This is a genomic window from Ferdinandcohnia sp. Marseille-Q9671, from assembly GCF_976954385.1.
This window is the reverse complement of sequence record NZ_CDRJTA010000004.1, coordinates 61,877-77,752: the sequence shown is the minus strand read 5'-3', so window position 1 is coordinate 77,752 and position 15,876 is coordinate 61,877. Positions and strand designations below refer to the sequence as shown.

The window sequence follows — 15,876 nt, the reverse complement described above, 5'->3', positions numbered from 1 at the left end:
TTCGATAGTTTACTAGACAAGATAAGAAAGGAGTTAAAATGAATGTTATTACTAAAGCGTTTTAGTTATCTCGCATTAGCAGTGATTCTTACCTTTACGAGCCTTTTTTCTTCAGCATCTCCTATAATAGTTAAAGCTGAAGAAACAAATGAGCCTACCTTCCTTTTTGAACAAGACTTTAATAATGATAGTACTGGAGAAAACCCAACAGGGTTTGATGTTTCTGAAAGTGGAGGAACAGTAAATGTAGTAGATGTACCTGACACTTCTAACAAAAGTGTATTTTTAGAGGATACAAGCGATTCAACAAATGTAATAATTAGTAAATCCTTTGATGAACTTGTAAATGTTGTAACTGTTCAAATGAAGTTTATGCAACCGAAATATACAAGTTCGACCAAAGTTATGAGATTAAAAGGTGACGGAACTCCTGTTATTATTGAAACAAAAAACGATAGTATTACATATCGCACGGGAGATACCTATGAACCATTAGTTACAGTAGAAGAAAATGTGTGGTACGACATCAAAGTAGAGGTTGACTTACAAAATAAAAAAGCAAATGTGTACATTGATGGAGAGCTAAAGTTGGAGCATGCTTCATTAAATCAGCAAGCTTCAAAAATTAACTTCTTTGAGTCATTTACACCAAATAGTGGTACTGATGGACACTATGTTGATGATATCAAAATCTCAGGATCCTTACCTCTTGTGGCTCCGGAAGAACCTGAAGAGCCAACAGAGCCTGAAGAACCAACTCCCCCTTCCTCAGACGATAAAGATGGTGTATATGAAGCTGAGGATGGGAAACTAACTGCAGCAATTATTGATAATAAACATACTGGTTTTACAGGAACTGGTTTTGTTGATATGGTACCTAACGCGCCAGGTGGTTCAATTGAATGGACTGTGGAAGTTCCTGTCGATGGTGAGTATAACCTAGATTTTCGTTATGCCCATGGAGGAACTGACGAACGTCCAGCAGAGATTAAAGTGAATGGTGAAGTTGTTGTTCCTAAGTTAGCCTTTAATCCAACGGGTGGCTTTGCAGTTTGGACTTATACTTCAACGAAAGCAACACTTAAAGCTGGAAAAAATGTCATTATCGCTACCGGCGTTGGAGCAAGTGGCGGTGCAAATATTGACCATCTAAAAGTATCTATGGAATATGATGAAATTTTCGAAGCCGAGGATGCACTACTTGATGAGACTGGTGTCATTATCGATAACAAGCACCCAGGTTTTACAGGAACTGGATTTATCGATTATAGTCCGAATGCTCCAGGAAGCTGGGTCGAGTGGACTGTTAATGTCCCTATTGATGGAGAGTATTTCCTTGACTTTAGATATGCTTCTGGAGGAACTGATGCTAGACCAGCAGAAATCAAGGTAAATGATAAGGTGGTAGCTGAATCATTAGCATTTGACCCAACTGGTGCTTGGACAAACTGGGTTTATACGTCGACAAAGGCAACATTAAAAGCTGGTGAAAATAAAATTCGTGCTACAGGTGTTGGACCAAGTGGTGGCGGAAACATTGACCACTTAAGAATTCATAATAAAGAGAATGCCTCTGGAGATGAGGATATCGATATTGAGGATACTGAATTATCCGAAGTCGTAAGTGGCCTCTATTTAAAGAAACTGAATGAATTGGGAATTATTGTTGAAAGGCAAGCAGCTGACAATGATCCAATTACAAGACTAGAATTCATGTCCTTAATCAACAGCAAGCTTGGTTTCGTTAAAGAAGAACAATTTAAAGGATTGAGCTCCGATACAAAGGTTTGGGAAGTATCACTTAATGAATGGTATTCCTATATCGTAGCTGCAGCGGAAGAAGCAGGCTATATGGATGAACTAGTTGATGGCGGTAAGATTAAGCCTAATCAAACAGTAACGAAGCAAGAAGCAGAAAAAATTAGTAAGAACCTAAATGGTACATTCAGCCTTCCTTCTGAAAATCAACCTCTAACTTGGGGTGAAGCAAAAAATATAGTAGATTCACTATCTACCGAAAATCAAAGTAACACGGTTCAAATTGCAGATGTTCATGCAATATCAAGTACCCTACTTGCTGTTACATTAAACAGCTATTTCGATGAATTCGATTTTTCAGATATTGAGGTAGTTGCTGCAACAGGTGCTTGGTCAACATTAAGTCCTACTTTTAAAAATCTTAGAATTGATAAGGCTGCAAAAGGCAAAAACAAATTTGGACAAACGGTACTCATGTTAAATAGTTTAGATGAGTTAGATATAAATGCTGAATATATAATCGAGCCTGAAAAGGAAACCTTTAAAGGTGATCTGAACGACGCGATTCGAAAAGCGAATAATCTATTAACTTGGCAAATGGAACATGGTGGTTGGACTAAGAACTGGCCACATATCTATGAGCGACCATGGGATGGGAAAGAATCTCGTTCAGAGTGGGTAAATAATAACGGCCAAGAACTAGGAACCATTGATAATGATGGTACTATCAAAGAAATCTTATTCTTAGCAGAGGTTTACCGAGAAACAGGAGATCAAAAGTACAAAGAAAGTATTGAAAAAGGAATTGAGTTTTTATTCAAATTGCAGCACGACACAGGTGGATTTGCGCAAGTCTACCCAGAAAGAGGAAATTACTCAGATTATGTCACCTTTAATGACCAAGCAATGATCAATGTGTTAGAAATGATGGACAATATTGTAGCAAAAAGATATCCTTTCGATTCAGATGTAGTAAGCGATTCCTATATCCAAAGTATCAAGCTCTCTATTCAAAGTGGGATTGATTATATTTTACAAGCACAAATAGAAGTGGATGGAAAATTAACAGCTTGGTGTGCACAGCATGATCCATACACATTTGAACCACGTGGAGCACGTGCTTATGAGCACCCTTCCATTTCTGGTTCGGAATCAATAGGAATTATTACCTTCCTTATGTCCCGACCACAAACAGAAGAAATCAAGAATGCTGTTCGTTCTGCTCTTGAATGGTTGGATGAAGTTAAATTGGAAAACACCCGTTATGTTAGCGGTGATCCTAATAATGTCTATTTTGTTGAAGATCCAAATTCAACTGCTTGGTATAGATTTTATGAAATTGGAACAAATAAAGGGATATTCTCTGGTCGAGATGGTGTGATCAAATATGACATCAAGGAAATTGAAGAAGAAAGACGAAATGGCTATTCTTGGGGTGGTCATTGGGGAACAAAATTATTAAGTGTTGCCAGAGAAACAGGGAACTTTACAAATAAAGTATATGTTAAGACTGTAGGAAGCAAATCCGAGGATAAATATGGAAGACTTTTAGCAGAAAATGAAACTAAACTAGTAAAAAGTTTAGAAGAACAGGTAAACCAAATTGAAAATGAAATCTTTGTAGCTCAGGACGGAACTGGGGATTATTCAACAGTTCAAGCAGCAATTGATTCAATCCCAGCTAATAACACGACTCCTGTTACGATTTTTATTAAAAATGGAATCTACAAAGAGGTTGTCACAATTCCAAACAATAAACCATTCATTACAATGATTGGTGAAAGTGCAGACCAAACAATTATCACGTATGATAATTATGCTGGTAGGGACAATGGAGTTGGTGGGACTCTTGGCACTAGTGGTAGTGCAAGTGTCTACCTCCGAGCAAATGATTTTAGAGTTGAAAATGTAATCTTTGAGAATTCATTTGATGAAAACTCAACTGATGTGAGCGGCAAACAAGCTGTTGCAGTATACGCAGCAGGTGAACGACAATACTTTAAAAATGTGAGATTTATTGGTAACCAAGATACACTTTATGTACATTCTGGAAGCCAATACTATAACTCAGTATATGTGGAAGGTGATGTTGATTTCATCTTCGGAGCAGCAAGTGTGGTCTTCGAGGATTCTATCATTCATTCACTAGATCGTGGTTCAGATTCAAATAATGGATATATTACTGCGGCAAGCACCTTGGATACAAACCCGTATGGTATTTTAATTAAGGACAGTAAACTTACTAGTGATGCCCCTGCAGGTACTGTTTATTTAGGTAGACCATGGCCTGCTGGTGGCAATCCAAGTGCTAAGGGCAGTGTTGTGTTCATGAATAGTGAACTCGGTCCACATATTAAGGCAGAAGGCTGGACGTCAATGAGTGGGTTAAATCCAGAGGATGCACGTTTGTTTGAATACAAAAACTTTGGACCTGGTGCTGCTATCAATGAGTCAAGAAAACAACTAACAGATGAGGAAGCCGCTGCTTGGACAGTGAAAAATGTATTAAAAGGTTGGGACCCTACAGAAGCTGAACCTGAAGAACCAGGCGACGTTGAAGAACCTGGTGATGGCGAACAACCTGGTGACGGTGAACAACCTGGTGACGGCGAACAACCTGGTGACGGTGAACAACCTGGTAACGGCGAACAACCTGGTAACGGCGAACAACCTGGTAACGGGAACAACCCTGGCAATGGGAATAACCCTGGCAATGGGAACAACCCTGGTGATGGGAACAACCCTGGCAATGGGAATAACCCTGGCAATGGGAACAACCCTGGTAATGGGAACAACCCTGGTAATGGGGATACACAAGGGGACAATACACTTCCAACTACTGCAACATCCATTTACAACTGGCTTGTATATGGCATTCTAATAACATTGGTTGGTATTAGTGTAGGGGTTTTCCATTATCGGAGAAAAGGAGTAACTTCTTAAGTTTACTTCACAGTTCATATGAAAAAGAGAGGGTCTCCCCTCTCTTTTTTTATGCATATAACTTATTCTCTTCGTCTTTCTTAAAAAAGCTCTTCATCGCATGGAAAACGTCTGCTTTTTGTTTTAAGATGAAATACTTAAATTTTTCATCCTCAATGTTTTTATAGGCTGACATAAGAGTTGAGTGCCTGTTGTATTGATTTACCTCACCATAACCAAACATATTTGAAACCTTCATCAATTCACTTACAAGCTTCACACATCTAGCATTATCTGAGGTCAAATTATCGCCATCTGAAAAATGGAACGGGTAAATATTGTATCGTGCTGTAGGATATTTATCATCAATAATTTCTAATGCCTTTCGATATACCGAGGAACAAATCGTCCCTCCACTCTCACCTTTAGAGAAGAAATCCTCTTCTGACACCACTTTCGCTTCGGTATGATGAGCAATAAACTCAATCTCAACCGTTTCATACTTTGTGCGAAGAAAACGAGTCATCCAGAAGAAGAAGCTTCTAGCCATATATTTCTCCCAGATTCCCATACTTCCACTCGTGTCCATCATTGCAAGGACAACAGCCTTCGAATCTGGTTTCACAACCTCATTCCAGGTTTTAAACTTCAAATCTTCTTGAAAAATCGGATGGAAACTAGGCTTTCCTGCCATCGCATTTCGTTTATATGCTGACATCATTGTCCGCTTCTTATCAATATTCCCCATTAATCCAGTTCGACGGATATCATTAAACTCGATGTTCTCAACAACATTTTGGTCCTGTTCTTTCCGTTTCAGATTTGGTAGCTCCAATTCCTTAAACAATGCTTCCTGAAGTTCCATTAGCGAAACCTCAGCCTCATAATAGTCTTCTCCCGCTTGATCGCCTGCACCTTGCCCTTTACCAGGACCCGCTTTCCCAGCACTCTGTCCTGAACCATCTCTTGCAATTACGTCACCAACCTGGCTGTCCCCATCTCCTTGGCCAACGTGTTTATTTTTATCATAATTATAACGGATCTTATATTCATCTAAGGATCGTATCGGAATCTTAACAACATCTTTTCCGTTTGACATGATAATACTTTCTTCCGTTATCAAATCAGGTAAATTGTTTTTAATCGCATCCTGCACCTTTTCTTGGTGCCTTTTCTGGTCATCATGGCCTTTGCGATGGAGGGACCAATCTTCTTGGGAAATGACAAAGTTCTTTGAGTTACCTTTCGACATAAGCTTTCCCCTCCTAAATTTTTTTTGTAAAACCATTCACATTTTCACCTTGTCTTACATACATTATTTTGACGGTTTTTGAAGGTCATCAGAAATAGAAAAACTGTACGAACACTACATTAGTTTGGAAATAAAAAAGAGACCAACTACTTTCTACTTGGTAGCAAAAATAAAGGAATAGTAGATTACTCTATACTATGCAAGAATATTGTATTATTGACAAAAAATTTCGTAAATTAGGCTACGAGACTTTAAAAATAGACAAGTTCCGTAGCAATAAGGAAAAAACTTATATTATTCTACTATAAGTTTCATAAAAGACTCTAAAAGGGTTTGCTTACAAAACGGACAAGTTTTTTATTATTGAATCCTAACTTTCTAAAAGTGAAAAACAAGGGATTAGACCATTCATTTTGGCCTAACCCCTTCACTTTATTCAGTATTCATCACCATCTATTTAATGTGGGGATGAATCCCTCCGCCAATACGCCAAGGCGTACTTTTTTTGTTATCGATTCAATAAGCTTCCTACATAGCGAAGTAGCTCGTTTGCCGATGTAGAATTATATCCATGTTCGTCAATCAGTCTTGCTACAACTTCATTGACCTTTTTCAATTGTTGCTCATCTGGTGTTTTTGAAGAGGTTGTAATTTTCACTACATCCTTTAGATCAGCGAATAATTTCTTTTGAATCGCTTCACGAAGGCGTTCATGTGAATTATAATCAAACCTTCTTCCTTTACGTGCATAGGCTGAGATTCGAATAAGAATTTCCTCTCTAAATGCCTTTTTCGCGTTTTCAGAGATTCCAATTTGCTCTTCAATGGAACGCATTAGTTTTTCATCTGGATTCATCTCTTCACCCGTTAATGGGTCACGCAACTTATTTTTATTACAATATGCCTCAACATTATCAAGATAGTTATCCATTAATGTTTTCGCAGACTCTTCGTATGAGTACACAAATGCTTTTTGAACCTCTTTTTTCGCAATATCATCATATTCACGTCTCGCAATTGAAATGAAGTTCAAATAACGTTCACGATCTTCATTTGAAATGGATGGATGGTGCTCAAGTCCGTCCTTTAAGGAACGTAAAACATCCAATGCATTAATTGATGGGATTTCCTTTCGAATAATCGTCGAGGAAATTCTGTTTATGACATAACGAGGATCAATACCACTCATTCCCTCATCTTGGTATTCCTTTTTAAGTTCCTCCACATCTACTGCATTAAAGCCTTCCACACTTTCACCATCATATAGTCTCATCTTTTTAATTATATCGATATCGCCTTTCTTAGGCGCTTTTAACCTTGTTAAGATTGTAAACATGGCTGCTACTCTAAATGTGTGAGGAGCTATATGAACATCTCGAACATCACTTTCATTAATCATTTTTTCATAAATACGCTCTTCTTCTGAAACACGCAAATTATAAGGTACAGGCATAACAATAATCCGTGAATGCAATGCCTCATTTTTCTTGTTTGCAATGAAGGAACGGTATTCTGTTTCATTCGTATGAGCAACGATTAGCTCATCTGCACTAATTAACGCAAATCGGCCCGCTTTGAAATTCCCCTCTTGTGTTAAGGAAAGTAAATGCCAAAGGAACTTTTCATCACATTTTAACATCTCTTGGAATTCCATCATTCCTCGGTTCGCTTTGTTTAACTCTCCATCAAAACGATAGGCACGTGGATCAGATTCTGAGCCAAATTCTGCAATCGTTGAAAAGTCAATACTACCGGTTAAGTCTGCAATATCCTGAGATTTTGGATCTGACGGGCTGAAAGTACCAATTCCAACTCGCTTATCCTCCGAGAAAAAGATTCGCTCAACCCTTACATCCTCAATGCGGCCACCGTATTCTTCTTGTAATCTCATCATATTCAATGGGGATAAGTTACCTTCAATTCGAATTCCGTATTCATCAAAGAAGTCTTCTCTCAAATGTTGTGGGATAAGGTGAAGTGGATCTTCATGCATTGGACACCCTTTTATGGCATATACTGCACCTCTGTCCGTCAGTGAGTATGTCTCTAATCCACGCTTTAGCATTGAAACCAATGTGGATTTACCACCGCTCACAGGTCCCATTAGCAATAAGATTCTTTTACGAACATCTAAGCGTTTTGCAGCTGGATGAAAGTATTCTTCAACAAGGCGCTCCAGCGGCTCCTCAAGTCCAAATAGTTGATGGTCGAAGAATTTATATTTTCGTTTTCCATTTATCTCTTCAACACCTGCATCCCTAATCATATTATAAACTCTGGAATGAGCAGACTGAGCAACCCATGGCTGTTCTTTTAAAATCTCCAAGTATTCAGAAAAGGTGCCTTCCCACTTTAAACGTTGTTCCTCTTCACGAAACCTCTCTATCTTCTTTAGAATATCCATTAATTAGGGGCCTCCTCCATCTTTGATGTTCTTTGCACGGTTTACTAAAATGTATGCGAGGATGTCCTCTAACATGCTTTAATCTTACAAATTTCAGCATGTCCAATTCTGAATAATTTGAATAATTACCGTAATCTTCACTATTGGACAAATTGAAAATTATTTTTGATGTTTGCGTATAGATAAGCATGTTTAAAGGGATAGTCATAGTGTATGTGCCTATGTTTGAAAGGTTCGAAAATGTTTACATTTTGCCATAGATTGCATTCACACAAAAATAAAATTGGGTTATAATACAAGTATAGTGTGTTTTTTTGAAATTACTTGATCGCTATGGATACATAAAAGGAGGAAGAGCACATGAATCTCATCCTAGTTTTAGGAGTATGTCTTGCCTTTTTAGTAGCCATTTTCACTGGTGGCTATGAAGACAAACCAACTGTAAACAAAAAATAATAAAAATGACCTTTACCAAGTTAGGTAAGGGTCATTTTTATTTAAGTGAGTCCTGGATAATTCTGTTGTCTTAATGCCTCATATACGAGGATTGCTGCAGTATTGGATAAATTAAGGGATCGCACATTCTCCGTCATTGGAAGTCGTAATGCACGGTCGATATTTCTTTCAATTAAATCCTTCGGCAGACCAGTCGTCTCCTTGCCGAATACAAAGAAATAATCCTTTTGTAACTCACGATAATCAAAGGACGTATGTGCTTTTTTCCCGAACTTTGTGATTAGAAAAAATTCTCCATCCTTATATTTCTCAAAAAGCTCATCTAGAGAATCATAGTAATAAATCTTTACATACTCCCAATAATCTAGTCCAGCTCGCTTAAGCATTTTGTCATCCGTTGAAAAACCAAGGGGACGAATTAAATGTAAGGTTGTATCAGTTGCTGCACATGTTCGTGCGATATTACCTGTATTTGCAGGTATTTCTGGTTGGTATAATACGACATGTATTCCCACTTTCATTCACCTCAATCGTTATTATACCAAAAACAGAATCGCAATGCGTGTTCAAAAAAGACAAATCCTTGTTTCAATCTATTTAAAATTTTTCCGTACCTTAGTTATTGGTAATATGAAAAAACTTATATTTTATATTTGGCGTGTAAGCTGTTGAATCATAGTACGACCAATATCTCATACGACTATTTTGTGATTGCGCATTTACAAGTGGATTGCCTTCCACATCCTTTGCAACAACAATTGTATTGTGATTAAATCGGCCATCACCCTCAAAATCATAACAAATGATATCTCCTAATAAGAGCTCCTTTGGGGACGAGACCTCTTTTGCCTGCAGGCCTTTTCGTGAGCCACTTAAATACCATCTTAAGGCATTCGCAACAGACCAACTATAGCTCCAATTATTATTTTGCATCCACCACCCTTTTCCACGGTCCGGATACCCATACATAGGTGCTCCCCCTGCATGTAAACACTGAGAAATAAAATTCGTACAATTATCATTGAATTTTTTGTATTTCGGATTGTAGTCATTCCACCATCTTTCCGCATACTGAACGGCTGCTAATCGGTTATATTTAAAATTTCTAACGTCTTCATTTTCTACTTCACGATTCATTGGTTCATAGGCTGCCTCTGTTAGCTTTGGTAGTTCTTCATCATGAACCAGTTTATTTAAGGTAAATGTTGCTTTTCTTTCTTCACATTGCTCCTCAAGGTATAGGTTTTTATTTTGACGAATTAAATATTGATTGTGAACAAGATAGTGGAGATGTTGTTTTCCATCCTCATTAGATACTTTAATGATTTGACCAGTTGTATGGCATTTTACAATTTCAGCAGATCGTTCCGCGAGGAGTTCTTTTTTACGATGTATAAGCTCAAGGTCCTTTTCAGGTAATTCAAAAATTGAAGCATTTCGTTTATTTCCAACTAGCAACTGGGCTTTGGCCTCAATTACATTTGCTAAAGTAGCTTTCAATATGTAACACCACCTTCATGCTGTCATACTACACAATATGAAGCCTTGTGGGAAAATATTTATTTTATGCTGATTTTGGGGAAGTAAGTTCTTATTTGGGATGCCTGGTGGAGTTTTTTTTCATGTGGTTTTTCGGCATGATGGGTGTACTTAACGTTTATTGCTAAGATACCGGTGATGTAGGATAGTGAGTGTAGGTTTCGGTTTCCTGGATCTTGCGCATGCTTTATTTAGTTATTTTATTAAAATGCATTCGCAAACCTCATTTGCGAATGCATTTATCTATTTTTGACGAAGAAACCATTCATATGTGGAAGATTAAGGAAAACATATAGAGTCTCCAGCTTCTTTTTTCCTTTTCCTGGATCTTGCGCATGCTTTATTTAGTTATTTTATTAAAATGCATTCGCAAACCTCATTTGCGAATGCATTTATCTATTTTTGACGAAGAAACCATCCACAAGTGGAAGATTATGGAAAATGAACTTGATTTCCAGCTTCTTTTTTCCTTTTCCTGGATCTTGCGCATGCTTTATTTAGTTATTTTATTAAAATGCATTCGCAAACCTCATTTGCGAATGCATTTATCTATTTTTGACGAAGAAACCATTCGCAAGTGGAAGATTATGGAAAATGAACTTGATTTCCAGCTTCTTTTTTCCTTTTCCTGGATCTTGCGCATGCTTTATTTAGTTATTTTATAAAAATGCATTCACAAACCTCATTTGCGAATGCATTTTTCGTATCTTGGCTTTATAAACCATTTATATATGGAAGAATAAGGGAAAACAAATGAAAATTCCCAGGTTTAGACCTTTTCCTTGATTTTGCGAAAAAGGTTCAACATAGCTTTTAATTAGTCAGAATTTTAAGCCCTTTTTCAATTTCCTCTAGCACCTGTTCGTCCATTTCTCGTGTACTTGCTTCTTTTAAAATTTGAACAGCACTTTCATCCCCTATTTTCCCGAGGGCCCATGCTGCCGTACCGCGGAGGACCGGTCTTGGATCTTCCCTTAATACTTTTGTCAGTTCAGGTATGGCGCTACTGTCCTTAAAATGTCCGAGTGCAATGATTGCATTTCGTTGTATTGGTTTTTTCCCTCTCCACGATCCAGAAAGCTCACCAAAGGTTTCTTTAAACTCGCGATTGCTTATCGATAAAATTGGTTTTAACAATGGCTTTGCGACCTCAGGATTTGGTTCCATCTCCTCGTGAAAATGAAAATCAACCCCTTTGTTTTTCGGACATGCTGTCTGACAGGAATCACAGCCATATAATCTGTTCCCAATCTTGGTACGGAACTCATCTGGCAAGAAATCCTTTGTTTGCGTTAAAAAGCTGATGCATCGTTGAGCATTAATCTGTCCCCCCTGAACGAGTGCGCCAGTTGGACATGCATCAAGACATGCGGTACATGATCCACATTGGTCTTCAATTGGGGTATCAGGAGTAAATGGGATATTCGTAATCATTTCTCCTAGATAGACATACGATCCAAACTCTGGTGTGATGATTGCACAGTTTTTACCACTCCAACCAATCCCCGCCCGTTCCGCTACTGCGCGATCAGATAGTTCACCTGTATCAACCATAGACTGAACTCTCGCATCTGGTAATTTTTCTAAAATATACGCTTCTAGTTTTTGAAGACGGTCACGAAGAACATGATGATAATCTTCTCCCCATGATGCTCTAGCAAATAGACCACGACGTTCACTTTTAGTGCTTCTTGGTGCATCCTTAAGCTTTGATGGGTACGCTAAAGCTATTGCTATAATGGATTTTGCACCTGGCAATAACAGCTCTGGGTTTGTTCTTTTTTCAACATCTTTTTCCTCAAACCCTGATTGATAGCCTAGTTCTTGTTGCCGAACTAATCTCGCTTTTAATTCTTCAAAAGGAGATGCACTTGCAAACCCTATTTTATCAATTCCGATTGTTTTACTGTATTCGATAAGTTCCTTTTGAAACTGTGATATGTTCAATTTGTTGTCCTCCTTTCTATTTACTAAACCGTTCTATTTAATGAGTTACTAGGATATATGGTACACTATTCTTAACAATTTTTGGAGGGATTAAAAGATGGAAATTCTTCTTTCACCACAATTGAAAGAACTTGTTCCTACAATGAAAGTAGGAATTATTACATATAATCAAATCGAAGTTGGTGAATCTCCACAAATGATTCGTGGTAGACTGCAGACTTTTCAAGAGTCACTCTTTTTCGATTTAGAAGATAAACCTGTTACAGACGTTGCTGGGATTGCTGAATGGAGATCTATCTTCAAGCAGGTAGGCACAGACCCTAATCGCTATCGACCATCAGTTGAAGCCATATATCGTCGGATTCAAAAGCAAAATTTTTTACAGTCCATTCATTCTGCAGCGGATTTAAATAATTTCTTTTCCATCCAATACGAAGTACCAATTGGTATATATGATGCAGATAAAATAAATGGTGACATTGTGATTAAAGTGGGACAAGCTGAGGATGAATACGAAGGGATTAATGGAAGAGTACTTTCAATGAAGGATAAAATTGTTTCAAGTGATCATTCTGGTGCTTTTGGTAGTCCCTATGTAGATTCCAAACGAACTGCCGTTACTCTTGAAACAAGAAATGCGATACAGATTGTATATGTAAAGCCTTCCCTGCAAAATGAAAACTGCGAAAAATTAATTTCGTCTCTTGGAGCCATGTTTACTCAAGTACATGGTGGGACTGCTACTTCCTTTTTAATATCATAATTCGTTTCTTGTAAAAATAAAAAAACGCAACACTTCGTTTATCAATGAAACGAAACACTGCGTTATATATGTATGGAGCGGGTGATGGGAATCGAACCCACGACATCAGCTTGGAAGGCTGAGGTTTTACCATTAAACTACACCCGCACATTACTTATTAATTTTATTAAATATCCGATACGTCTTTTTGGCCTTACATGCCTCTTCCTCTACAAGCTACTTCCTGAAGTGAATCCGTCGAGGCAACTCGCAGATTATTCATTGAAGCCTTGCTCGTGGCTGAGGTTTTACCATTAAACTACACCCGCACATTTAATAAATATTCTATTACATTTGTTAACGAATTATGAGAACATTATAACAAGTGTGTAAAAACATTGCAAGTCGTTTTGTAATTTTTTGTCGAAGTTTTTTTCTTTTTTTATTACTTTAGTTATTATACATACCTCGATGTTATATTGCAATAGTTTTATTAAAAATTATGGTTCTTATTTTACTTGTTGGTTTTCCCTTTTCTTATCGTTAATACGAAATAGACTATATACTAGTATATTCGGACTAGCCTTCTATTAGCGGCAGTCCTATTTTTTATTTTCCTCAGAAACATAAAAAAGTCTTTGACTTTATCTAATTATAGGAGTAGATTCTATTTATCTATATTCAAATAATCAGATGTTCTATTATTCAGAAGGAAGGATAAATATGCTACATAAAAAATCTTTTTCGGGCAGGTACGAAGGGTATTCCTTTCAATCTTTTCAAAAGGATCTTATTTCTGGCGTCGTTGTTGGGATTATTGCCATACCACTTGGAATGGCATTTGCAATTGCCTCTGGTGTAAAGCCTGAATATGGAATATATACAACTATTATTGCCGGGATTCTAATCTCACTTTTTGGAGGCTCAAGGTATCAAATAGGAGGGCCAACAGGTGCATTTATCCCCATTCTATTTGGTATTGTTGCTACCTATGGATTTGAAAATCTATTAATTGCTGGTTTTATGGCAGGTATCATCTTGTTCCTCATGGGAATTTTTAGGCTAGGTTCCTTAATCAAATTTATACCACGTCCTGTGACTATTGGTTTTACAACAGGTATTGCGATCATCATTTTTGTAGGTCAGTTGCCTAATTTTCTTGGACTTGATCAAGTTGAGAAACATGAATTTTTTTTGGATAATATGAGAGAGATTGTTGTTCACATAGGCGAGCTAAATATGTATAGCATTTTAACGGCTACAATTTGTTTGGTTGTGTTACTGGGAACGCCACGATTTTTTCCAAAAGTTCCTGGATCTCTAATTGCGTTACTTATTTCAACTGGAGTTGCAACCATTGTTTACCCATCACAGGTTGCGACGATTGGATCAACCTTTGGAGATATTCCTAGTAATTTACCAACCTTTCAGTTTCCTACTATTACTATCGAGAGGATTACACAGTTAATTCAACCAGCATTTGTAATTGCTATGCTAGGAGCAATTGAATCTCTTCTTTCAGCTGTGGTTGCTGATGGAATGACCAACAGTAAACATAATAGTAACCGTGAATTAGTTGGGCAAGGAATTGCCAATATGGTTACCCCATTGTTTGGTGGTATTCCTGCGACAGGAGCGATTGCAAGAACTGCAACGAATATTAAAACAGGAGCTGTCTCTCCTTTCTCAGGTGTTATTCACGGGATTATCGTTCTACTAGTTTTGCTATTATTTGCACCATATGCTTCGAGAATTCCTTTAGCTAGTATGGCTCCTATTATTATGCTAGTGGCTTGGAATATGAGTGAGCGCCGCGTTTTTTATCATGTATTAAAAACGAAAACCGGGGATTCTCTTGTGCTAGTGGTTACCTTTTTACTAACGGTATTTATGAACCTAACAGTAGCTGTAGAAGTGGGGCTTATTTTAGCAGTTATTCTTTTTACAAAACGAATGAGTGATATAATAGTAACAGAAAAAGCCTTACCAAATCTTGAGACGAAACAAAACAAGGTAGAGAGCCATGTTGTAACAGCTTCTCATGATTGTCCACAAATTAGTATTTTTAACGTTGAAGGCCCTTTGTTTTTCGGAGCAGCACAAGCGTTTGAACAGCAAATCATGAGTACAATTAATTACAAACCAAAAGTGTTGCTGTTGCGCCTTGGAAGGGTTCCCTTTATGGACACAACTGGCGAAGCTCGTTTAGCAAGCATTGTAAATGACTTTTCTAAACATGGGATCGTATTAATATCGGGGATAAAACCACAGCCAAGAAGTGTTCTTATAAAAACAGGTTTGTATACCGCTGTCGGAGAAGAACATTTTTTTGAACATACAGGTGATGCAATTAATTATGCGCTTGAGCAAATTAATTACAATAAATGTCTTGGATGTAGACATTTTGCCTTTAAGGAATGTAGCACTCTTTCAGGTGCAGAGGTAAATGTGGTGAAAAACAGAAGTATTTCTCTAAGTTAGAAAGCTTTTTTTGAAAGTGAGGTAATGTAGTGAATCTAGAAATGCAGCAATTCAAAGCAGACTTTTTTAAGGCTCTCGCACATCCATTACGCATACGAATTTTAGAGCTTCTTGCAGAGGGCGATAAAAATGTAAATGAAATTCAATCTCTTATCGGGAGTGAAGGCTCAGCTGTGTCACAACAATTAACAGTCCTACGCGCAAAAAATATAGTGTATGGAACAAAGGATGGCAATCGCGTCATTTACTCATTAAGAGATCCAATGATTATTGAACTTCTTTCGGTTGCAAAACAAATTTTTAATAATCACCTCGTTGATACTATTTCATTACTAGATAAGTTCGGTGAAGAGGTAAGCGAGAAAAACGGCTAAA

The 15,876-nt window shown here is 37.5% G+C and carries 10 protein-coding genes and 1 tRNA gene; 5 read left to right on the top strand and 6 right to left on the bottom strand.

Features of this window, described 5'->3' with window-relative positions; translation table 11 throughout:
- The first annotated feature begins 42 nt into the window (after positions 1 to 42).
- Entirely contained in the window at positions 43 to 4,701 is a 4,659-nt protein-coding gene (gene pelA / locus ACWNMY_RS15690; protein WP_449539199.1) for a pectate lyase, read from the top strand.
- Between the two features lie 49 nt (positions 4,702 to 4,750).
- Here pelA and yhbH read toward each other — a convergent pair whose 3' ends face one another.
- The 4 genes from yhbH to ACWNMY_RS15670 all read right to left on the bottom strand — a co-directional run bounded on the left by yhbH (position 4,751) and on the right by ACWNMY_RS15670 (position 10,292).
- On the bottom strand, positions 4,751 to 5,932 hold the full coding sequence (gene yhbH, locus ACWNMY_RS15685) for a sporulation protein YhbH (protein ID WP_449539198.1): 1,182 nt from the start codon (positions 5,930 to 5,932) through the stop codon (positions 4,751 to 4,753).
- A 508-nt stretch (positions 5,933 to 6,440) separates the two neighbouring features.
- Entirely contained in the window at positions 6,441 to 8,336 is a 1,896-nt protein-coding gene (locus tag ACWNMY_RS15680) for a PrkA family serine protein kinase (RefSeq protein WP_449539197.1), read from the bottom strand.
- A 497-nt stretch (positions 8,337 to 8,833) separates the two neighbouring features.
- A complete protein-coding gene (trmL, locus tag ACWNMY_RS15675; protein ID WP_449539196.1) occupies positions 8,834 to 9,313 on the bottom strand; it encodes a tRNA (uridine(34)/cytosine(34)/5-carboxymethylaminomethyluridine(34)-2'-O)-methyltransferase TrmL in 480 nt (159 codons plus the stop codon).
- Between the two features lie 94 nt (positions 9,314 to 9,407).
- Positions 9,408 to 10,292: an amidase domain-containing protein gene (locus tag ACWNMY_RS15670; RefSeq protein WP_449539195.1), complete on the bottom strand. Its 885-nt coding sequence runs from the start codon at positions 10,290 to 10,292 to the stop codon at positions 9,408 to 9,410.
- Between the two features lie 473 nt (positions 10,293 to 10,765).
- On the opposite strand from ACWNMY_RS15670, the gene ACWNMY_RS15665 reads away from it, so the two are divergent.
- The gene (locus ACWNMY_RS15665) at positions 10,766 to 10,996 is read left to right on the top strand and encodes a hypothetical protein (RefSeq protein ID WP_449539194.1); all 231 of its coding nucleotides are present in this window, start codon (positions 10,766 to 10,768) and stop codon (positions 10,994 to 10,996) included.
- Positions 10,997 to 11,144: 148 nt separating this feature from the next.
- Here ACWNMY_RS15665 and queG read toward each other — a convergent pair whose 3' ends face one another.
- Complete coding sequence (gene queG / locus ACWNMY_RS15660) at positions 11,145 to 12,278, bottom strand: tRNA epoxyqueuosine(34) reductase QueG (protein WP_449539193.1); 1,134 nt, start codon at positions 12,276 to 12,278, stop codon at positions 11,145 to 11,147.
- Between the two features lie 97 nt (positions 12,279 to 12,375).
- Here queG and ACWNMY_RS15655 point away from each other — a divergent pair, with 97 nt between their 5' ends.
- The gene (locus ACWNMY_RS15655; RefSeq protein ID WP_449539192.1) at positions 12,376 to 13,041 is read left to right on the top strand and encodes a B3/B4 domain-containing protein; all 666 of its coding nucleotides are present in this window, start codon (positions 12,376 to 12,378) and stop codon (positions 13,039 to 13,041) included.
- A 73-nt stretch (positions 13,042 to 13,114) separates the two neighbouring features.
- Here the strand turns inward: ACWNMY_RS15655 and ACWNMY_RS15650 are convergent.
- Positions 13,115 to 13,188: transfer RNA gene (locus ACWNMY_RS15650), tRNA-Gly, on the bottom strand.
- Positions 13,189 to 13,743: 555 nt separating this feature from the next.
- Here ACWNMY_RS15650 and ACWNMY_RS15645 point away from each other — a divergent pair.
- Together ACWNMY_RS15645 and ACWNMY_RS15640 are read left to right on the top strand one after the other, a co-directional pair.
- The gene (locus ACWNMY_RS15645) at positions 13,744 to 15,501 is read left to right on the top strand and encodes a SulP family inorganic anion transporter (protein ID WP_449539191.1); all 1,758 of its coding nucleotides are present in this window, start codon (positions 13,744 to 13,746) and stop codon (positions 15,499 to 15,501) included.
- A gap of 29 nt (positions 15,502 to 15,530) precedes the next feature.
- Complete coding sequence (locus ACWNMY_RS15640; protein WP_449539190.1) at positions 15,531 to 15,875, top strand: ArsR/SmtB family transcription factor; 345 nt, start codon at positions 15,531 to 15,533, stop codon at positions 15,873 to 15,875.
- Position 15,876 lies beyond the last annotated feature (1 nt).

Excerpts from the sequence above, each read along its gene's own strand:
- ACWNMY_RS15680 (WP_449539197.1), bottom strand. The coding sequence starts at position 8,336 with ATGGATATTCTAAAGAAGATAGAGAGGTTTCGTGAAGAGGAACAACGT.
- trmL (WP_449539196.1), bottom strand. The coding sequence starts at position 9,313 with ATGAAAGTGGGAATACATGTCGTATTATACCAACCAGAAATACCTGCA.
- pelA (WP_449539199.1), top strand. The coding sequence starts at position 43 with ATGTTATTACTAAAGCGTTTTAGTTATCTCGCATTAGCAGTGATTCTT.
- ACWNMY_RS15655 (WP_449539192.1), top strand. The coding sequence starts at position 12,376 with ATGGAAATTCTTCTTTCACCACAATTGAAAGAACTTGTTCCTACAATG.
- yhbH (WP_449539198.1), bottom strand. The coding sequence starts at position 5,932 with ATGTCGAAAGGTAACTCAAAGAACTTTGTCATTTCCCAAGAAGATTGG.
- ACWNMY_RS15645 (WP_449539191.1), top strand. The coding sequence starts at position 13,744 with ATGCTACATAAAAAATCTTTTTCGGGCAGGTACGAAGGGTATTCCTTT.
- ACWNMY_RS15665 (WP_449539194.1), top strand. The coding sequence starts at position 10,766 with ATGGAAAATGAACTTGATTTCCAGCTTCTTTTTTCCTTTTCCTGGATC.